Here is a 19,619-nt window from a genome sequence, read left to right on the forward strand (position 1 = left end):
CGGCGTGCCGCTCGCGACGGGCGCCGCCGATACCGCATGCGCGGCGCTCGGCAGCGGGCTCGCCGCGGCTGGCGACGCACTGCTGACCACCGGCAGCGGCGGCCAGATCGTCGTGCTCGCGGATACGTTGCCGCCTGCGCGGCGCGGACTGCATCGCTATCGCACGGCGGCTGGCGGCGGCTATTACACGATGGCCGCGATGCAGAACGTCGGGCTTGCGCTCGAAGCCGTGCGCGGCTGGCTCGGCTACGCGGGCTGGCCCGATGCATACGACGACGCGTTCGCGCAGCCGGCGTCCGGGCGATTGTGTTTTCTGCCGTATCTGACGGGCGAGCGCTCGCCATGGATGAACCCCGATGCGCGCGGCGGCTGGCTCGGTCTCGGGCTCGGCGACACGCGCGGCGCGATGATGCGCGCGGCGTTCGAAGGCGTCGCGTTCGCCTTGCGCGCGGGGCTCGATGCGATTCGCGATGCGAACCATGCCGATCCGGTGACGACGCTGCGCCTCGCGGGCGGCGGCTCGGTCGATCCGCGCTGGCGCCAGTTGCTCGCGGACGCGCTCGGCGCATCGCTCGACGCGGTCGACTGTCCGAATGCGGCGACGCGCGGTGCCGGGCTGCTCGCGGGAATCGCCATCGGACACTGGCGCGAGGATGCGTTGCACACGCTGGCGCCCGCCGCATCGCCGGTCGCCACGCCGCGCGACGATCGTGCGCTGGCCGCACGTCATGCACGCTTCGTCGACCTGTATGCGCGAACGGATGCATGGTTCACGGCGGGTGTTTAAACTCGGGCACTTGTCCGGGTGCGTCAGCGATGACGCATCGAGGCAAGCCGACGGCCGTTTCCGGCACACGACGCGTACCGGGATCGACGATCATGCCCGGCACGATAGGGGCCGCATGTGCCGGGTGGTTTGGCTTTACAAGGGGCCGGCCGCTCGGGGCAGCGCCGAGGGCTGGCTTCGCGACACAGACGCAAGTCGATGATCTGATTACACGCGCTGCCGCTCGGGAAGATCGACGGCGGCCGCGACCTGATGAACGAGAGCGAATCGCTTCGCTCGATCGTGCTGTATTGAACGGAAGGGAAACCCCATGCTCGAACTCGTTTCTTCGCATGCTTGCCACGGCGGCGAGCAACGCTTCTATCGCCACGATTCGAAGGCGATCGGTCTGCCGATGAAGTTCTCGGTGTACCTGCCGCCGCAGGCCGCGCACGGCCGCGTGCCGGCGCTGTTCTATCTCGCGGGGCTCACGTGCACCGAAGAGACGTTCGCGATCAAGGGCGGCGCGCAGCAATACGCGGCGCAGCACGGCATCGCGCTCGTGATGCCCGATACGAGCCCGCGCGGTGCGGGCGTGGCGGGCGAGACCGATGCGTGGGATTTCGGCGTCGGTGCGGGCTTCTACGTCGATGCGACGCAAGCGCCGTGGTCGGCGCATTACCGGATGGAGTCGTACGTGACGGGCGAACTGCGCGAGCTCGTCGCGGCCGAGCTGCCGATCGACGGCGCGCGGCTCGGGATCTTCGGTCACTCGATGGGCGGGCATGGCGCGCTGACGCTCGCGCTGCGTCACCCGGACCTGTACCGCTCGGTGTCGGCGTTCGCGCCGATCGCCGCGCCGACGCGCTGCCCGTGGGGCGAGAAGGCGTTCTCCGGTTATCTCGGCGCCGATCGCGAAGCGTGGAAGCAGCACGATGCGAGCGAACTCGTCGCGCGCGCAGATGCGCCGAAGTTCGCGGACGGCATCCTCGTCGACCAGGGCCTCGCCGACTCGTTCCTCCCGAACCAACTGAACCCCGACGTGTTCGAAGCCGCTTGCGCGAAGGCCGGGCAGCCGCTGACGCTGCGCCGCCATCCGGGCTACGACCACGGGTACTACTTCATCTCGACGTTCATCGCCGATCACATCGCGCATCATGCGCGCGTGTTGGTGCGGTGAGTGCGGCGCGCTGCACCCCGCGCGCATAAAAAACGCCGGCGCTGCCCTCGGGGGCACGTCGGCGTTTTCGTTTTTGCGGTTTGACGATCAGTGGCGCCGCAACAGACTCGCGCCGTACACCAGCGCCGACAACGCGGTGATCCAGAAGCTCGTCGGCCAGTCGGTGTGATACGCGAGCGCGATCCCGACCCACGCTTCGAACAGTGCGAACAGCGCAGCGAGCAGCACGCCGGTCGACAGCCGCGTCGCCACGTTCTGTGCGGCCGCGGCCGGCCCGACCAGCAGCGTGAACACCAGCAGCACGCCGACGATCTGCGTCGCCGCAGCGACCGCAAGCGCGCACACCGCGAGGAACAGTACCGACACCGTGCGCAGCGACACGCCTTTGGCTTCGGCCAGTTCGGGCTGGAGCGATGCGAACAGCAGCGGCCGCGCGATCAGCGCGAGCGCGGCGAGGCTCACCGCGCCGATGCCGGCCAGCACCGCGAGCGTGTCGTGGCTGACCGCGAGCACGTTGCCGAACAGCAGCGCTGTGACCTGCGTCGCGAACGACGTATAGAAATGCAGGAACAGCAGCCCGAAGCCGAGCGCGCCCGACAGGATCACGCCGATCGCGACGTCGCGGCCCGCGAGCCGTTCGCCGAGCGCGCCCATCCCGATCCCGGCCGCGAGCGTGAAGCCGACCATCCCCCAGATCGGCGAGATGCCGAGCAGCACCGCGCCCGTCGCGCCGGTGAAGCCGACGTGCGACAGCGCATGGCCGGCGAAGGTTTGTCCGCGCAGCACCAGGAAGTAGCCGACGATGCCCGCGAGCACCGCGACGATCCCCGACGCGGCGAACGCGTTGATCATGAAGTCGTATTCAAACATCGTGCGATTGCCCGGGATGAGCATGTCCGTGGTGGTGATGGCCGTGGCCACCGCCACCGCCGTGCGCATGACCGTCGTCGTCCTCGTGTTCGTGATCGTGCTTTTCGATTTCGACGTCGCCGGACATCACGAAGATCCTGCCGTTCACGCGCATCACGTCGATCGGCGAGCCGTAGAGCCGCGACAGCACGGGCCTGGTGATCACCTCGTCGACGGTGCCGAGCGCGGCGACGCCGTTACCCAGATACAGCACGCGGTCGAGCGCGTTCAGGAGCGGATTCAGCTCGTGCGCGGAGAACAGCACGGTGATGCCGAGCTCGCGCTGCACGTTGCGCACGAGTTCGACGACGCCGCGCTGATGGTTGGGGTCGAGGCTGATCAGCGGCTCGTCGAGCAGCAGCAGCTTCGGGTTGCCGAGGAGGCATTGCGCGAGCAGCAGGCGCTGGCGCTCGCCGCCCGACAGTTCCGACAGCGGCCGGCGCGCGAGCGTCGGGCCGCCGACGAGATCGAGCACGCGGTCGACGTCGCGCCGCGTCGCGGCGTTCGTGTGCGGCAGCCCCCAGCGGTGCCCGTCGGCGGCCATCGCGACGAAGTCGTAGCCGCGCATCCGGCGATTCGCGAGGCCGCTGCGAATCTGCGGCATGTAGCCGATCGACGCGTTGCCGCGCACGACCGGTACGCCGCCGACCGACAGCGTGCCGCCCGACACGGGAACGAGGCCGAGCACCGCGCGCATCAGCGTCGTCTTGCCCGCGCCGTTCGGCCCGAGCACGCCGACGAATTCGCCGGGTTCGATCGAGAAGCTGACGTCGCGCAGGATCGTGCGTCCGCCCAGTTCGAGCGTGACGCGATCGACGGCGAGTGCGTGGGGAGTGACGGTCATTTCGCAGCAGGGGTCATTTCTTGCCGGCGGCCAGCGCGGCGGCGAGCGCGTCGAGCTGGCCGGCCATCCATTGCTGGAAGGTCTTGCCGGCCGGCTGCGTCTCGGTGACGCTGAAGCTCGGCACGCCGGAGTCGCGCGCGATCTTCAGCATCCGCTTCGTCATCGGTTCTTCGGCCTGGCTGTTGTAGATCAGCACGCGCACCTGTTTCTTGCGCAGGTCGTTCTCGAACGCGGCGACGTCCTGCGCGCTGGCTTCGGTGTCGTTCATCGTCGCGAGCTGGAAGCGCAGGTTGCGCATGTCGAGGCCGATCGCATCCGACATGTAGCCGAACACGGGCTCGGTGGCCGTCACCGGTACGCCCTTGTATTGCGCGCGCAGCGCGGCGACCTTGTCGTCGACAGGCTTCAGCGACGCGACGAACTTCTGCAGGTTCGCATCGTACTCGGCCTTGTTCGCGGGGTCGGCGCGACCGAGTTCGGCGGCGATCGCGCGTGCGGCGGCCGGCATCGTCGCCGGGTCGTACCACAGGTGCGGGTTGTCGCCCGGTTTCTTGCCGACCAGATCGGCGACGACGATTGTTGCGCGCGTAGCCTGCTTCGATGCGGACAGCAGCTTGCCCATCCACGGATCGTAGTCGGCGCCGTTGTAGATCACGACCTGCGCGTGCTGCAGCGCGCGCGCGGTTTTCGGGCTCGCTTCGAACAGGTGCGGATCCTGGTCGGGATTGCTGAGGATGCTGGTCACCGCGACATGGTGGCCGCCGATCTGCGATGCGACGTCGCCATAGAAATTCTCCGCGGCGACGACGTTGACGGTCGCGGCCTGCGCGAAGCCGGGCGCCGCGAACGACAGCGCGGCGGCCGTGGCGGCGAACAGGCGTGCAAGCGACAGGGCGCGCCGCGGCGCGCGCTTCAGGGTAGTAGGCATGGAACTCCTCGTTGGAAAGGGCGCCGGCACGGCGCCGTGCGCATTGCGTCAGCGCTGCGCGGGCTTGCCCTTGCAGTGCCCGCACAGGCCATTGAGCTCGACCACCTGATGGTGGACTTCGAAACCGTGCGCGGGCTCGCTCGCGGACAACTGCTTCGCGAGGTCGCTGCCAGGGATCTCGACGGTATCGCCGCACGAATCGCAGATCAGGAACTGGCCTTCATGCGGCACGCCGATCTCGCAGCACGCGAAGAACGCGTTCTTCGATTCGATCCGGTGGATGAAGCCGTGTTCGACGAGGAAATCCAGCGCGCGATAGACGGTCGTGGGCGGCACGCGGCCGCGTTGCGGTTCGAGCTCGGCGAGCAGGTCGTAGGCGCCGATCGGGCGCTGCGCGGCAAGCACGCGTTCGTAGACCTGACGGCGCAGCGGCGTCCACGCGAGCCCGTGCTCGGCGGCGAATGCGTCGGCCCGGGACAGCCGGGCGTCAATGGACGATGAGGTGGCCATGGCGTGAAGCAGGCGAATGAAACGAAGTATCGCGATGATATAACGTATCCCATCCCCGTGCAGCCCGAATTCTCGGCTTCGCCTGTACTCCGTCCCCATCATCGCCGTTTCAGCCGCGCCGCACCCAGCGCGCCGCGCGTTGCCGGGCGTGCGTCCCCGGCCCGCGGCCCATGCCGCCGTGCCGCAGCGCATCATCGAAAGCCGCCGCGTCGCCTTGACAGCGCGAATCGCGTATCCGATCATTCGACCAACGATAGAGCAATTGATCGGCCAGCGAGCGTTCGCTCACCTCGCGGCCTTCGTGCAGCAGAACGAACCGGAGACAACCAGTGAGACTGGACAACAAGGTCGCGATCCTGACGGGCGCGGCAAGCGGCATCGGCGAAGCGGTCGCGCAACGCTATCTGGACGAGGGCGCGCGCTGCGTGCTGGTCGACGTGAAACCGCCGAGCGGGTCGCTCGCGCGGCTGATCGAAGCGAATCCCGGCCGCGCGGCGGCGGTCACCGCGGACGTCACGCGCCGCGACGACATCGAGCGGATCGTCACCACGGCCGCCGAGCGCTTCGGCGGCGTCGACATTCTGTTCAACAACGCGGCGCTGTTCGACATGCGCCCGCTCCTCGACGAATCGTGGGACGTGTTCGACCGGCTGTTCTCGGTCAACGTGAAAGGGCTGTTCTTTCTGATGCAGGCCGTCGCGCAGCGGATGGTCGAGCAGGGCCGCGGCGGCAAGATCGTCAACATGTCGTCGCAGGCAGGGCGTCGTGGCGAGGCACTCGTTTCGCACTACTGCGCGACCAAGGCCGCGGTGATCAGTTACACGCAGTCGGCCGCGCTCGCGCTCGCGCCGCACCGGATCAACGTGAACGGCATCGCGCCGGGGGTGGTCGACACGCCGATGTGGGAGCAGGTCGATGCGCTGTTCGCACGCTACGAGAACCGGCCGCTCGGCGAGAAGAAGCGGCTTGTCGGCGAAGCCGTGCCGCTCGGCCGCATGGGCGTGCCCGGCGACCTGACGGGTGCCGCGCTGTTCCTCGCGTCGGCCGATGCCGACTACATCACCGCCCAGACGCTGAACGTCGACGGCGGCAACTGGATGAGCTGAGACATGGCGCCGTTCGCACGCGCAACCGCCGAACCACGAGGGCACGCATGATGGCCGAGATCGTCGTCGCCGGCGAACTGCTGGCCGAATTCGTCGCCGCCGAACGCGGCCAGGGTTTCGACACGCCGGGCCTGTTCGCCGGGCCGTTCCCGAGCGGCGCGCCGGCGATCTTCGCCGATCAGGCCGCGCGGCTCGGCGCGCGCGTCGCGTACGCGGGCTGCGTCGGCCGCGATGCGTTCGGCGACGCGATCGTCGCGCGGCTCGAACGCGACGGCGTCGACGTGGCGCGCATCCGCCGCGTTGCACGCCCGACCGGCACCGCGTTCGTCGCGTATCGCGACGACGGGTCGCGCAGCTTCGTGTTTACGCTGTCCACCAGCGCGGCCGCCTGCGTCGATGCATCCGACGTCGATGCCGCGATGTTCGACGGCTGCCGCTACTTCCACGTGATGGGCTCGTCGCTGACGAGCGAATCGGCGATCGCGGCGGTGCGGCGCGGCGTGTTCGAGGCGGCGCGCGTCGGCGCGAAGGTGTCGTTCGATCCGAACGTGCGGCGCGAGATGCTGGGATTTCGCCCGATGCGCGCGGCGCTCGACGAGATGCTCGCCGCATGCCACCTGTTCCTGCCGAGCGAGGCCGACCTGCCGTTCCTTTGCGGGCCGCAGCCGGCCGAACGCGCGATCGCGGGCCTGCTCGCGACGCATCCGTTGCTCGAGCGCGTCGTGCTCAAGCGCGGCGCGGCCGGCAGCGTCGCGTTCGATCGCGCGAGCCGTGTCGACGCGCCGGCCTGCGCGGTCGACGAACTCGACCCGACGGGCGCCGGCGACTGCTTCGGCGGCACGCTGGTCGCGAGTCTCGTCGCCGGCCTGCCGATCGACGTGGCATTGCGCCGTGCGAACGCGGCCGGCGCGATCGCGGTCACGCGGCGCGGCCCGATGGAGGGCAACAGCGGCGCCGCCGAGATCGACCGTTTCCTGACCGAACGAGGTATCGCATGTCCGGCCTGACCTCCACCGCCGAGCGCGCGCGTACCGCGCATGCCGACGCCGTGCTGCGGATGATTTTCGACGCGAATCGCGCGGATGCGCAGCGCGGCATCTATTCGATCTGCAGCGCGCACCGGCTCGTGCTGGAAGCCGCGTGCGAAGCCGCGCGAGCGGACGGCTCGCCGCTGCTGATCGAGGCGACCTGCAACCAGGTGAATCATCACGGCGGCTATACGGGCATGACGCCCGCCGACTTCCGGCGCGACGTCGATGCGATCGCGCAGCGCTGCGGGCTCGCGCCGTCGGCACTCGTGCTCGGCGGCGATCATCTGGGCCCGAACCCGTGGCGGCACCGCCGCGCGGCCGACGCGATGCGAGAAGCGGCCGCGATGGTCGCGGCTTACGTCGAAGCCGGTTTCGAAAAGATTCACCTCGATGCGAGCATGGCCTGTGCGGACGATCCCGCGCGGCTCGACGATCGCACGATCGCCGCGCGTGCGGCCGGGTTGTGCCGTGCGGCGGAAGAGGCGGCCGCGCGTGCCGGCACCGCACCCGTCTACGTGATCGGCACCGAGGTGCCGACGCCGGGCGGCGAAATGACGGGCGACGGCGGCACGGGCGGCGGCGCGATGATGCACATCGTGGTCACGCGCAGCGACAGCATCGCCGCGACGCTCGACGCGCACCGCAGCGCCTTCGCCGCGGCCGGGCTCGACGACGCATGGACGCGCGTGGTCGCGATCGTCGCGCAGCCGGGCGTCGACTTCGACGATCGCCACGTGCTTGACTACGACAGCACGAAGGCCGCGTCGCTCGGCGCAAGCATCCTGCGCACGCCGCGCCTCGTGTTCGAAGCGCATTCGACCGACTACCAGACCGAAGGCGCGCTCGCCGCGCTCGTGCGCGACCACTTCGCGGTGCTGAAGGTCGGTCCCGCGCTCACCTTCGCGCTGCGCGAGGCGCTGTTCGCGCTGACCTTCATCGAGGATGCGCTGATCGACGACGTCGCGCAGCGCTCGCGGCTGCGCGACGTCGTCGATGCCGCGATGCGCGCGCAGCCGGAGCATTGGGCGCCGTACTACCGCGGCGACGAGACCGAGCAGCGGCTCGCGCGCCAGTTCAGCTACAGCGACAGGATCCGTTACTACTGGCTGCAGCCGGCCGTCGCGGCGGCGGTCGAGATGCTGTTCGACAACCTCGCGCGGCAACCGGTGCCCGAAACGCTCGTCGCGCAGTGGCTGCCGGACGTGTACGCGGCGTGCCGCGCGGGCGGCCTCGCGAAGGCGCCGCGCGCATGGGTGCGCCATCGGATACGCGACGTGATTGCGCACTATGCGCGCGCGTGCGGAATGCAGCGGCCGGCGTGACGGGCCGCGAAGGAAACGACGCAATAACGATGCAATAACGACGCAGTTCGAAGATATAAGGAGACATGCCATGCAACGAAAGATGCTCGACGCCGCCGTACGCTGCTTCGCCGGAGCCGCGTTCGCGACGGCCGCCTGCGCCGCATCCGCCGGCACGCTGACGATCGCGACGCTGAACAACCCCGACATGATCGAGCTGAAGAAGCTGTCGCCGGCGTTCGAGAAGGCGAACCCCGACATCAAGCTGAACTGGGTGATCCTCGAGGAGAACGTGCTGCGCCAGCGCGCGACCACCGACATCACGACCGGCAGCGGCCAGTTCGACGTGATGGCGATCGGCACCTACGAGACGCCGCAGTGGGGCAAGCGCGGCTGGCTCGCGCCGATGACGGGGCTGCCCTCCGATTACGACCTGAACGACATCGTGAAGACCGCGCGCGACAGCCTGTCGTACAACGGCCAGCTCTACGCGCTGCCGTTCTACGTCGAAAGCTCGATGACGTTCTACCGGAAAGACCTGTTCGCGGCGAAGGGGCTCAAGATGCCCGACCAGCCGACCTACGACCAGATCGCCGAATTCGCGGACAAGCTCACCGACAAGGCGAAGGGCACCTACGGGATCTGTCTGCGCGGCAAGGCCGGCTGGGGCGAGAACATGGCGTACGTGTCGACGGTCGTGAACACGTTCGGCGGGCGCTGGTTCGACGAGAATTGGAACGCGCAGCTCACGTCGCCCGAGTGGAAGAAGGCGATCACGTTCTACGTGAATCTGCTGAAGAAAGACGGCCCGCCGGGAGCGAGCTCGAACGGCTTCAACGAGAACCTGACGCTGACCGCATCGGGCAAGTGCGCGATGTGGATCGACGCGACGGTCGCGGCCGGGATGCTCTATAACAAACAGCAGTCGCAGGTTGCCGACAGGATCGGCTTTGCGGCCGCGCCGGTCGCCGTCACGCCGAAGGGCTCGCACTGGCTGTGGGCGTGGGCGCTGGCCGTGCCGAAGACGTCGAAGCAGCAGGACGCCGCGCGCAAGTTCATCGCGTGGGCGACCTCCAAGCAGTACGTCGAGATGGTCGGCAAGGACGAAGGCTGGGCGTCGGTGCCGCCGGGCACGCGCACGTCGACCTACCAGCGCCCCGAGTACAAGGCTGCCGCGCCGTTCTCCGACTTCGTGCTGAAGGCGATCGAGACGGCCGATCCGAACGATCCGTCGCTGAAGAAGGTGCCGTACACGGGCGTGCAGTACGTCGGGATTCCTGAATTCCAGTCGTTCGGCACGGTGGTCGGCCAGGCGATCGCCGGAGCGGTGGCCGGCCAGATGACGGTCGACCAGGCGCTCGCCGCCGGACAGGCCGCGGCGGACCGCGCGGTGCGTCAGGCCGGCTACAAGAAGTAACGCGGCGTGCACCGTGCGCGTCGTCGCGCACGGTGCGGGCCGCGCCAGCAGAAAGGCGGGCAGGCCGTTCGCACCCGCGCCTCAACCGGAGGGACTCCGATCATGCGTCATTTACGTCTTCCCCTGAGCCACGCGCCGTCGGTCGGCGACGCGGCGTCGCCGCCGGGCGCACCGCACCGCGCGCGCGGCGGCGCGCGCTGGCTCGTCTCGCCGTCCGTCGCGGTGCTGCTGCTGTGGATGTCGATTCCGCTCGCGATGACGATCTGGTATTCGTTCTCGCGCTACAACCTGCTGAACCCGGACGTGAAGGGCTTTGCCGGGCTCGACAACTATCGCTTCCTCGCGACCGATCCGTCGTTCCTGCCCGCGATCTGGCACACGCTCGTGCTGATCGGCGCGGTGCTCGCGATCACGGTGGTCGGCGGCGTGCTGATGGCCGTGCTGTTCGACCGCAAGTTCTACGGGCAGGGCGTGGCGCGCCTGCTCGCGATCGCGCCGTTCTTCGTGATGCCGACGGTGGCCGCGCTGATCTGGAAGAACATGATCCTGCATCCGGTGTACGGGCTCGTCGCGACCGCGATGCGCGCGCTCGGGATGACGCCGATCGACTGGTTCGCCGATTACCCGCTCACCGCCGTGATCATGATCGTCGCGTGGCAGTGGCTGCCGTTCGCGTTCCTGATCCTGTTCACCGCGATCCAGTCGCTCGACCAGGAGCAGAAGGAAGCCGCGCGCATCGACGGCGCCGGCCCGATCGCGATGTTCTTCTACATCACGCTGCCGCACCTGAAGCGCGCGATCGCCGTGGTCGTGATGATGGAGACCATCTTCCTGCTGTCGATCTTCGCGGAGATCTACACGACGACGGGCGGCGGTCCGGGCGACGCGACCACCAACCTGTCGTACCTGATCTATGCGCTCGGCCTGCAGCAGTTCGACGTCGGCCTCGCGTCCGCGGGCGGGATCATCGCCGTCGTGGTCGCGAACGTCGTGTCGTTCTTCCTCGTGCGGATGCTCGCGCGCAACCTGAAGGGAGAGTACGAGAAATGAGCGACCTCACTTTCGAAGGCCGGCGCATGCCGGCTGCGTTCGACCTCGTGCGGCGCGCGCTGCCCGGCGCGCTCGCGTGGCTCATCGCGCTGCTGCTGTTCTTCCCGATCTTCTGGATGGCGATCACCGCATTCAAGACCGAGCAGCAGGCGTATGCATCGACGCTGTTCTTCGTGCCGACGCTCGACAGCTTCCGCGAGGTGTTCGCACGCAGCAACTACTTCGCGTTCGCGTGGAATTCGGTGCTGATCTCGGCGGGCGTCACGGTGATCTCGCTGCTGCTCGCGGTGCCGGCCGCCTATGCGATGGCGTTCTTCCCGAACCACCGCACGCAGAAGGTGCTGCTGTGGATGCTGTCGACCAAGATGATGCCGTCGGTCGGCGTGCTGGTGCCGATCTACCTGCTGTGGAAGAACGCGGGGCTGCTCGATACCGTGTCGGGTCTCGTGATCGTCTACACGCTGATCAACCTGCCGATCGCGGTGTGGATGACCTTCACGTACTTCAACGAGATCCCGAAGGACATTCTCGAAGCCGGGCGCATCGACGGCGCATCGACATGGCAGGAGATCGTCTACCTGCTGATGCCGATGGCGCTGCCGGGGCTCGCGTCCACCGCGCTGCTGCTCGTGATCCTGTCGTGGAACGAGGCGTTCTGGAGCATCAACCTGTCGAGCTCGAACGCCGCGCCGCTGACGGTGTTCATCGCGTCGTACTCGAGCCCCGAGGGCCTGTTCTGGGCGAAGCTGTCCGCCGCGTCGCTGCTCGCGGTCGCGCCGATCCTGATCGTCGGCTGGCTGTCGCAGAAGCAGCTCGTGCGCGGCCTCACGTTCGGAGCGGTCAAATGAGCGCGGCCGGCAAAGGCGGCGCGAGCGAAGGGACGAACGTGCTGATCTGCGACTGCGACGGCGTGCTGATCGACAGCGAGGCCGTGGCCGCCGACGTGATCGTGCGCGAGCTCGATGCGCGCTGGCCGGGTGTCGATGCACGACGGGCGGTGATGCCGCTGCTCGGGCTGCGCATCGAGCGCGTGCTGGCCGGCGCGGGCGACGCGGCCGGACGCAGGCTGTCGGCCGACGATGTCGATGCGATTCGCCGCGCGGTCGAGGCAGCGGCCGTCAATGCGCCGATGGTCGACGGCATCGACGCGGCGCTGGCCGCGATCCGGCTGACCACGGCGTGCGCGAGCAACAGCTACCGCGCATACGTCGAGGCGGCGCTCGCCCGCACCGGCCTCGCGCGCTTCTTCGGCGACCGGCTGTTCTGCGCGGACGCCGTCGCGCGCCCGAAGCCGGCGCCCGACGTGTATCTCGCGGCCGCGCACGCGCTCGGCGTCGTGCCCGCGCAATGCCTCGTCGTCGAGGACAGCGCGACCGGCATCACCGCGGCCGCCGCGGCCGGCATGACCGTGCTCGGCTTCGTCGGCGGCGGCCATGCGTCGGCCGCGCAGATCGACGCGCTGCGCGGGATCGGCGCGCGTCACGTATTTGACGACATGCACGAGCTGCCCGGCTACGTCGCGCGCTGGCAGGCGACGGGCGCGGTGCTGCCGAACTAGCAACCACGAACGATTGCGCGCCGCGCTCGATCGACGCGGCGCATCACGAACGAACGGAGACAGACCATGGCAAGCGTGCTCCTGCGCAACATCGCGAAGCGCTACGACGACACCGAAGTGCTGCGCAACGTGAACCTCGACATCGCCGACGGCGAATTCGTCGTGTTCGTCGGGCCCAGCGGCTGCGGCAAATCCACGTTGATGCGGATGATCGCCGGGCTCGAGGACATCTCGAGCGGCGACCTGCTGATCGACGGCGCGAAGGTCAACGACGTGCCGAGCGCGAAGCGCGGCATCGCGATGGTGTTCCAGTCGTATGCGCTGTATCCGCACATGACGCTGTACGACAACATGGCGTTCGGCCTGAAGCTCGCCGGCGCGAAGAAGCCCGAGATCGACCAGGCGGTGAAGCAGGCCGCGAAGATCCTGCACATCGATCACCTGCTCGACCGCAAGCCGAAGCAGTTGTCGGGCGGCCAGCGGCAGCGCGTCGCGATCGGCCGCGCGATCACGCGCAAGCCGAAGGTGTTCCTGTTCGACGAACCGCTGTCGAACCTCGACGCCGCGCTGCGCGTGAAGATGCGGCTGGAGTTCGCGCGGCTGCACGACGAGCTGAAGACGACGATGATCTACGTGACGCACGACCAGGTCGAGGCGATGACGCTCGCGGACAAGATAGTCGTACTGTCGGGCGGCGCGGTGCAGCAGGTCGGCACGCCGAACGCGCTGTATCACGCGCCGGCGAACCAGTTCGTCGCGGGCTTCATCGGCTCGCCGAAGATGAATTTCCTGAAAGGCACGGTCGAGTCGGCAGATGCGACGGGCGTGCTGGTGCGCTTCGGCAGCGGCGAGACGCAGCGCGTCGCGGTCGACGCGGCGGGGTTGCAGCGCGGTGCGACGGTGACGGTCGGCGTGCGGCCCGAGCACCTGATCGTGGGGCAGGCGGCGACCGGTGTGGCCGCGCGGACGATGGCCGTCGAATCGCTCGGCGATGCCGCGTATCTGTACGCGGAGTCGGCTGTCGCACCGGACGGGCTGATCGCGCGGATTCCGCCGCTCGACACGTACCGCACCGGCGAGGCGCTGCACGTGCATGCGCAGGCCGAGCACTGCCACCTGTTCGACGAAAACGGGCAGGCGTTCCGGCGGCTCGACGTGCACGCGAAGGCGGCGTGAGGGCGCGCGCCGGTCAGCGGCGCAAGTGCGGCGGCGTCAGGCCGCCTTCGCTTCGAGCGCCGCGCGTGCGCAGGTTTCGTCGGTGACGAGCCCCGACAGCCAGCCACCGCGTAGCGCGGCGATCACCGCGTCGCGCTTTTTCGGGCCGCCGGCGAATGCGATCGTCGGGCGCCTGGGCGGCGTGTCGAGCGCGACGCTCGTCACGCGCCCGCTCGTCGATACGTCGATCCGCTTGCCCTGCGCGTCGATCGGCACGCCGAGCAGTTCGGCCACCGCGCCGAGCGCGGTCATCTCGTCGCGCTCCTGCTCGGTGATGAAGCCGTCTTCGTAGAGCGGGCAGTGCGGGCCGATGTTGCCGATCCCGACGAACGCGACGTCCGCCTTGCCCGACAGCGTATCGACGATCCGGTACAACCGGTGATTGCACCATTGCGCGCGCTCGGCGGCGCTGTCGGCGAACAGCGGCGCGGGCAGCAGGAAGTGCTTGCTGCCGGTTTTCTCGGAGATGTACTGCGCGACGTCGTAGCGGTTCGACGAGCCGTCCGCCGCGATCGCGCCGACCATCGACACGAGACGGTGCTGCGGCCGGTCGATCTGCGCGATCTGTGCGACCGCGGCCTTCAGCGTCCGGCCGCTGCTCACGGCGATCACCATCGGTCGCGTCTCGTTCAGGTAGCGCTCCATCACCTGCGCGCCGGCGACCGCGAGCTTGCGGTCGATCGCTTCGGGTGCGTCGGCATCGACGGGCACGACTTCGCACATCGCGAGGCCGTAGCGTTTAGACAGCTGCGCGCCGAGGTCGAGACAGTCGGCGAGCTGGTGATCGACGCGCACGCGGATCAAATTCTTCTCGACCGCGAACGCGACGAGGCGCTGCGCGACCGGGCGCGACACCTGCAGCTTCTCGGCGATTTCGTTCTGCGTGTCGCCCGCGACGTAGTAGAGCCACGCGGCACGCGTGGCGAGATCGAGTTTTTCTGAGGACTTGGACACGATAGCGGTTCGGTTCGGATCTTGGCCGGCCGTCGGGCGGCGCAACGGCATCCACTGTAACGCATGCCGGGCGCGCGGCCGATGGCCGCGGTGCGTCGCCGCGGCGGCGTTTACGCGAGCCGCGCGCGCGACGGTTCGTAAAGCGGACGCACGTGACGGTACAGCGAGCGGAATGCGTCGAGGCGCTCGCGCAGCAGCGCGTGACGCGCGGCGTCGGGCGCGTATTCGGCGCGCACCGGCGGCTTGGTCAGCACCGCATGCGGATCACCGCCGACGGCGAGCCAGCCGAGTCGTGCCGCACCGAGCGCCGCACCGGTTTCGCCGCCGCCGTGCTGGCGCGTGTGCACGTTCAGCGCATCGGCGATCAGCTGCGCCCAGAACGCGCTGCGTGCGCCGCCGCCGATCAGCGACAGCCGGTCGGTTTCGACGCCGGCCGCATGCAGTGCATCGAGGCCGTCGGCGAGGCCGAGCGTCACGCCTTCGAGCACCGCGTAGCCGAGATGCGCGCGTTCGGTCGCATGCGTCATCCCGAAGAACACGCCCTGCGCGTACGGATCGTTGTGCGGCGTGCGCTCGCCGGACAGGTAGGGCAGGAACAGCGGCGCCGTCGCGAGCGCATCGGCGTCGAGCGCTTCGATTTCGGCGAGCAGCGCGGGCTCGTCGGTGCCGGTCAGCTTGCAGACCCAGCGCAGGCAGCTCGCGGCCGACAGCACGACGCTCATCAATTGCCAGCGATCGGGAATCGCGTGACAGAACGCATGCACGGCCGACGCCGGATTCGGCATGAAGCGGTCGCCGACCACGCTCAGCACGCCCGACGTGCCGAGCGACACGAAACCGTCGCCCGCGTGGATCGCGCCGATGCCGAGGGCGCTCGTCGCGTTGTCGCCGCCGCCGCCCGCGACGACGACGGCCTCCGACAGCCCGAGTTCGCGCGCGACATCCGCGCGCAGCGTGCCGGACGGCGCGTTGCCTTCGACGATGCGCGGCATCTGGTCGCGCGTCATGTCGCATGCGGCGAGCAGCGCCTCCGACCAGTCGCGCCGCGCGACGTCGAGCCACAGCGTGCCGGCCGCGTCGGACGGGTCGGACACCTTCGCGCCCGTGAGCCGGAAGCGCAGGTAATCCTTCGGCATCAGTACGCACGCGGTGGCGGCGAACACGTCGGGTTCGTGCTTCGCGACCCACAGCAGCTTCGGCGCGGTGAAGCCGGGCATTGCCAGGTTGCCGGCCAGCGCGTGCAGATCGGGCGCGCGTTCGGTGAGCAGCGCGCATTCGTCGGCGCTGCGCATGTCGTTCCACAGGATCGCCGGGCGCAGCACGCGGTCGTCGCGGCCGAGCAGCACCGCGCCGTGCATCTGGCCCGACAGGCCGATCCCGCGCACCTGCGCGAACGCGTGAGGATGCCGTTCGCGCAGCGCCGCGAGCGCGGCGAGCGTGCCTTGCCACCAGTCGTCCGGATGCTGTTCCGCCCAGCGCGGGTGCGGCCGCGACACGGTGAACGGCGTGCCCGCGGTGCCGACCACCGTGCCGTCGGGGGCAAGCAGCAGCACCTTCACTTCCGAGGTGCCGAGGTCGATGCCGAGATACATGAGCGATCCGTCCGTCAGTGAGGAGCCGCTACTTTAGCCGCACGCACGCGCGCATGCCAACGCAGGTTCGCCCGGATGCGCGGCCGGGCCGGTTGCCGGATATCGGGCCGCGTCAGCGCTGCGCGAGCCATGCGTCCACGCGTGCGAGCCCCGCGCGCAGCGCTTCGAACAGCGCGGCGTTGTCGGCGAGCGAGCCCCACAGCGCGCGGCTCGCACACAGCGCGACGGCCGGGTCGTCGGCTTCCACGATCGCGCGCGCGGCGTCTTCGTCCATCACGCCGTCCTGGTATGCATACGGCAGCAGGCCGCGCGCCCGGCGTTCGAGAAAGCGCAGGAACAGCGCCGGCAACACGGCGGTGGCGACCGGCGCGGCGCCGCGCGCGAACGACTCGACGAGCGTCGGCGCGATGAAGCCGGGAATCTTCGAGAAGCCGTCGGCCGCGACGCGCTGGTTCGTATCGAGCACGTACGGGTTGCCGAAGCGTTCGAGCACGACGTCGCGATAGCGTTCGAGATCGAGCGGGCTCGGGGTGAGGCACGGGATCACGTCCTGCGTCACGTAGTCGTGCGCGAAGCGCCGGATCGCCGCGTCGTGCGTCCCTTCGTGGATATACGTGTGGCCCGCGAGCGTGCCGGCCCAGGCGATGCAGCTGTGCGTTGCGTTGAGGATGCGGATCTTCGCCTCCTCGTACGGATGCACGTCGTCGACCAGTTCCGCGCCGGCCAGCTCCCAGCGCGGCCGGCCGGCCGCGAAGCGGTCCTCGATCACCCACTGGATGAACGATTCGCCCATCACCGGGCACGCATCGTCGACGCCGGTCGCCGCGCGCACGCGCTCGCGCACATCGTTGGTCGGGCGCGGCGTGATGCGGTCGACCATCGCGCTCGGCGTCGCGACATGGGCGTCGAACCACGCGAGCAGGTCGGTCTGGCCGCGCCGTTCGAGGAATTCGCGCATGCCCGCGCGAAAGCGCGCGCCGTTGTTGCGCAGGTTGTCGCAGCTTTGCAGCGTGAGCGGGCCTGCGTCGCGCTTCACGCGTTCGGCGAGCAGCGCCGCGAGCGCGCCGTACAGCGTCGTGCGCGCGCCCTGCAGATCGGCCGCGAGATCCGCGTTCGCGATGTCGAGCCGGTTGTGTTCGTCGAGGTAGTAGCCGCCTTCGGTGACGGTGAACGACACGATCCGGCACGCCGGGTCGGCGCCGGCGTCGATCAGCGCGGCGAGGTCGATCGACCACGGCAGCACGCGCGAGATCGCGCGGATCGCCTCGTACGCGCGCTCGCCTTGCGGCGTGACGGTTTCCAGCGTGTATGCGCCGTGTTGCGCGGCGAGCGCATCCATCGTCGCGCGCATGTCGTCGCGGATGTTGCCGACGGTCAGCGACCAGCGTTCGTCGGCCGGCACGGCCGCGTTCACGCGATGCAGATACCACGCCTGGTGCGCGCGGTGGAACGAGCCGGCACCGATGTGCAGCAGCACGGGCGTGCGGGCGGAGGGCGATTCGGTCATCCGGTGTCTCCTGTCGCGATCGGATCGCGCTCGGCCTGGCTGCCGCCACGATCCATGCTGGCGAATACGATCATTTGCTCGTCATGTGAGCGAATGATCGTATTCAGGCAGGCGAAAGTCAAGGCAACGGCTTGGCATTTCGATGGTGCGCTGCGGCGGCCGGCGATTCGAGAGCGTCGCGCGGCGGCAGCGGGGCGGGTGGTCAGCGCGCTTCGTCGCGCGTCAATGCGACGAGTTCGTCGAGCAGCTTGCCGGCCGGGCCGGGCAGAATGCCGTGGCGGCGGCGGAATGCGGTGAGCGTGCGCACCGCGACGACTTCGCTCACGGGCAGCGTGTCGATCGTGCCGGCGCGCTGTTCGGCGCCGTACATCGGCTCGGCCATCCAGCTCAGGAAGCCCGCATGCGCGACGAGGCTCTTCAACGTCGTGACCGAGCGCGTCTCGACCGCGATATCGGGCAGCGCCAGCCCATGCGCGTCGAAGGTCGCACGCATGTGATCGAACGGTGCGGTGCCGCGCGGCGGAATCGCCCAGCGCGCGTGCAGCGTATCGGCGAGCGTCGGCGCGCGGCCGAGCGCGCGCAGCGGATGGTGCGGCGCCGCAACGATATGGCTGCGATCCTCCCACCGGCACTCGGGAATCGCGACGATCTCGTCGGTGTCGGGCCCGTGCGCGGACAGCGCGAGATCGATCTCGTGCTTGTGCAGCCCTTCCGCGAGCCGGTCCCACACGCCTTCGAGGATCTCGACGCGCAGATTCGGCCAGCGATCGAGCACGCGGCCGACCGCGACCGGCAGCACGAGGCTCGCGATGCTGCCCACCGCGCCGACCTTGATCGTGCCCTTCGCGAAGCCGCGCATCGCGTCGAGCTCCTCGCGCGCGTGCTCGGCCTCGTGCTGCAGCAGCGTCGCGTGCGGCAGCAGCGCGTCGCCGAACGCGGTGAGCTGCACGCCTTTCGAGTGGCGCTCGAACAGCGGCGCGCCGACCTGGTCCTCGAGCCGCTTCAGGATCCGGCTCAGCGCCGGCTGTGTGACGTGCAGCGCGTCGGCTGCGCGGCCGAGGCTGCCGCACGCGACGATGGTCGTGAATGCCCGCAATTGTCGGAGATCGAAAGTCATGCTGAAACGTAATGGCTTTTTGCAAAAAATACAGTATCCGAGAATGACCCGTGCTTCGATACTGTGGAAACCGCCAAGCCACCGAGGAGACGCCCGAGCATGTCCGGCACCCCGTCCCATTGCGCCGCACCGATCACCGTCCGCGACGCCGTCATCGACCTGTTCCGCCAGTTCGGCATTGACCGCGTGTTCGGCAATCCCGGCTCGACCGAGCTGCCGATGTTCCGCGATTTCCCCGCCGATTTCAGCTACGTGCTCGGCCTGCAGGAGGCCGTCGTGGTCGGTATGGCGGACGGCCATGCGCAGGCCACCGGCAATGCGGCTGTCGTGAACCTGCATTCGGCGGCCGGCGTCGGCAACGCGATGGGCAACCTGTTCACCGCGTTCAGGAACCGCACGCCGCTGATCGTCACCGCGGGCCAGCAGGCGCGCGCGATCCTGCCGTTCGATCCGTTCCTCGGCGCGACGCAGGCCGCCGAGCTGCCGAAGCCGTACGTGAAGTGGAGCATCGAGCCCGCCCGGGCGCAGGACGTGCCGGCGGCGATCGCGCGCGCGTACCGGATCGCGATGCAGGAGCCGCGCGGGCCGGTGTTCGTGTCGATTCCGGTCGACGACTGGGACCAGCCCGCCGAAC

General features: G+C 69.2%; 20 protein-coding genes. 11 read left to right on the forward strand and 9 right to left on the reverse strand.

The window, feature by feature from the left end; translation table 11 throughout:
• Together J7024_RS31675 and fghA are read left to right on the forward strand one after the other, a co-directional pair.
• Positions 1-787 (forward strand): FGGY-family carbohydrate kinase (locus J7024_RS31675; RefSeq protein WP_268838617.1); only part of this gene is annotated, 787 nt, incomplete at its 5' end.
• A 310-nt stretch (positions 788-1,097) separates the two neighbouring features.
• Positions 1,098-1,946 (forward strand): S-formylglutathione hydrolase, encoded by an 849-nt coding sequence (gene fghA / locus J7024_RS31680; RefSeq protein ID WP_124827491.1) that lies wholly within the window; start codon positions 1,098-1,100, stop codon positions 1,944-1,946.
• 87 nt (positions 1,947-2,033) lie between these two features.
• Here fghA and J7024_RS31685 read toward each other — a convergent pair whose 3' ends face one another.
• From J7024_RS31685 to J7024_RS31705, 5 genes are all read right to left on the reverse strand, one after another.
• The gene (locus J7024_RS31685; RefSeq protein WP_124827489.1) at positions 2,034-2,816 is read right to left on the reverse strand and encodes a metal ABC transporter permease; all 783 of its coding nucleotides are present in this window, start codon (positions 2,814-2,816) and stop codon (positions 2,034-2,036) included.
• Positions 2,809-3,699: an ABC transporter ATP-binding protein gene (locus J7024_RS31690; protein ID WP_124827487.1), complete on the reverse strand. Its 891-nt coding sequence runs from the start codon at positions 3,697-3,699 to the stop codon at positions 2,809-2,811. The genes J7024_RS31685 and J7024_RS31690 overlap by 8 nt, the downstream gene beginning before the upstream one ends.
• 13 nt (positions 3,700-3,712) lie before the next feature.
• Complete coding sequence (locus J7024_RS31695; protein ID WP_124827485.1) at positions 3,713-4,627, reverse strand: metal ABC transporter solute-binding protein, Zn/Mn family; 915 nt, start codon at positions 4,625-4,627, stop codon at positions 3,713-3,715.
• Between the two features lie 48 nt (positions 4,628-4,675).
• The gene (locus tag J7024_RS31700; protein ID WP_124827483.1) at positions 4,676-5,137 is read right to left on the reverse strand and encodes a Fur family transcriptional regulator; all 462 of its coding nucleotides are present in this window, start codon (positions 5,135-5,137) and stop codon (positions 4,676-4,678) included.
• 109 nt (positions 5,138-5,246) lie between these two features.
• The gene (locus J7024_RS31705) at positions 5,247-5,483 is read right to left on the reverse strand and encodes a hypothetical protein (RefSeq protein WP_175760875.1); all 237 of its coding nucleotides are present in this window, start codon (positions 5,481-5,483) and stop codon (positions 5,247-5,249) included.
• Between J7024_RS31705 and J7024_RS31710 the strand changes: the two genes are divergently transcribed.
• The 8 genes from J7024_RS31710 (at position 5,467) to J7024_RS31745 (ending at position 13,776) form a co-directional block, all read left to right on the forward strand.
• Positions 5,467-6,243 carry an L-iditol 2-dehydrogenase gene (locus tag J7024_RS31710; protein ID WP_124827479.1) on the forward strand — a complete coding sequence of 259 codons (777 nt, stop codon included), beginning with the start codon at positions 5,467-5,469 and terminating at the stop codon, positions 6,241-6,243. The two genes, J7024_RS31705 and J7024_RS31710, sit on opposite strands and share 17 nt — an antisense overlap.
• 50 nt (positions 6,244-6,293) lie before the next feature.
• On the forward strand, positions 6,294-7,250 hold the full coding sequence (locus tag J7024_RS31715; RefSeq protein ID WP_124827546.1) for a sugar kinase: 957 nt from the start codon (positions 6,294-6,296) through the stop codon (positions 7,248-7,250).
• Positions 7,238-8,596: a D-tagatose-bisphosphate aldolase, class II, non-catalytic subunit gene (locus tag J7024_RS31720; protein ID WP_124827477.1), complete on the forward strand. Its 1,359-nt coding sequence runs from the start codon at positions 7,238-7,240 to the stop codon at positions 8,594-8,596. The genes J7024_RS31715 and J7024_RS31720 overlap by 13 nt, the downstream gene beginning before the upstream one ends.
• Before the next feature lie 70 nt (positions 8,597-8,666).
• On the forward strand, positions 8,667-9,992 hold the full coding sequence (locus J7024_RS31725) for an ABC transporter substrate-binding protein (RefSeq protein WP_124827475.1): 1,326 nt from the start codon (positions 8,667-8,669) through the stop codon (positions 9,990-9,992).
• Positions 9,993-10,094: 102 nt separating this feature from the next.
• Entirely contained in the window at positions 10,095-11,042 is a 948-nt protein-coding gene (locus tag J7024_RS31730) for a carbohydrate ABC transporter permease (protein ID WP_124827473.1), read from the forward strand.
• A complete protein-coding gene (locus J7024_RS31735) occupies positions 11,039-11,890 on the forward strand; it encodes a carbohydrate ABC transporter permease (protein ID WP_124827471.1) in 852 nt (283 codons plus the stop codon). The genes J7024_RS31730 and J7024_RS31735 overlap by 4 nt, the downstream gene beginning before the upstream one ends.
• Positions 11,887-12,600: an HAD family hydrolase gene (locus J7024_RS31740; protein WP_234745794.1), complete on the forward strand. Its 714-nt coding sequence runs from the start codon at positions 11,887-11,889 to the stop codon at positions 12,598-12,600. The genes J7024_RS31735 and J7024_RS31740 overlap by 4 nt, the downstream gene beginning before the upstream one ends.
• A 66-nt stretch (positions 12,601-12,666) precedes the next feature.
• Positions 12,667-13,776: an ABC transporter ATP-binding protein gene (locus J7024_RS31745; protein WP_124827467.1), complete on the forward strand. Its 1,110-nt coding sequence runs from the start codon at positions 12,667-12,669 to the stop codon at positions 13,774-13,776.
• 36 nt (positions 13,777-13,812) lie between these two features.
• On the opposite strand, the gene J7024_RS31750 is transcribed toward J7024_RS31745, so the two are convergent.
• From J7024_RS31750 to J7024_RS31765, 4 genes are all read right to left on the reverse strand, one after another.
• Positions 13,813-14,820 carry a sugar-binding transcriptional regulator gene (locus J7024_RS31750; protein WP_124827465.1) on the reverse strand — a complete coding sequence of 336 codons (1,008 nt, stop codon included), beginning with the start codon at positions 14,818-14,820 and terminating at the stop codon, positions 13,813-13,815.
• A 59-nt stretch (positions 14,821-14,879) separates the two neighbouring features.
• Positions 14,880-16,361 (reverse strand): xylulokinase, encoded by a 1,482-nt coding sequence (gene xylB, locus J7024_RS31755; protein WP_124827464.1) that lies wholly within the window; start codon positions 16,359-16,361, stop codon positions 14,880-14,882.
• Positions 16,362-16,473: 112 nt separating this feature from the next.
• Positions 16,474-17,868, reverse strand: coding sequence for a D-arabinitol 4-dehydrogenase (dalD, locus tag J7024_RS31760; protein ID WP_124827462.1), 1,395 nt, complete (start codon positions 17,866-17,868; stop codon positions 16,474-16,476).
• Positions 17,869-18,070: 202 nt separating this feature from the next.
• The gene (locus J7024_RS31765; protein WP_175751007.1) at positions 18,071-18,985 is read right to left on the reverse strand and encodes a LysR family transcriptional regulator; all 915 of its coding nucleotides are present in this window, start codon (positions 18,983-18,985) and stop codon (positions 18,071-18,073) included.
• Positions 18,986-19,084: 99 nt separating this feature from the next.
• On the opposite strand from J7024_RS31765, the gene J7024_RS31770 reads away from it, so the two are divergent.
• Positions 19,085-19,619 (forward strand): thiamine pyrophosphate-binding protein (locus J7024_RS31770; RefSeq protein WP_268838621.1); only part of this gene is annotated, 535 nt, incomplete at its 3' end.

This window comes from Burkholderia sp. WTPI3, assembly GCF_021483755.1.
Taxonomy (GTDB): Bacteria; Pseudomonadota; Gammaproteobacteria; order Burkholderiales; family Burkholderiaceae; genus Burkholderia.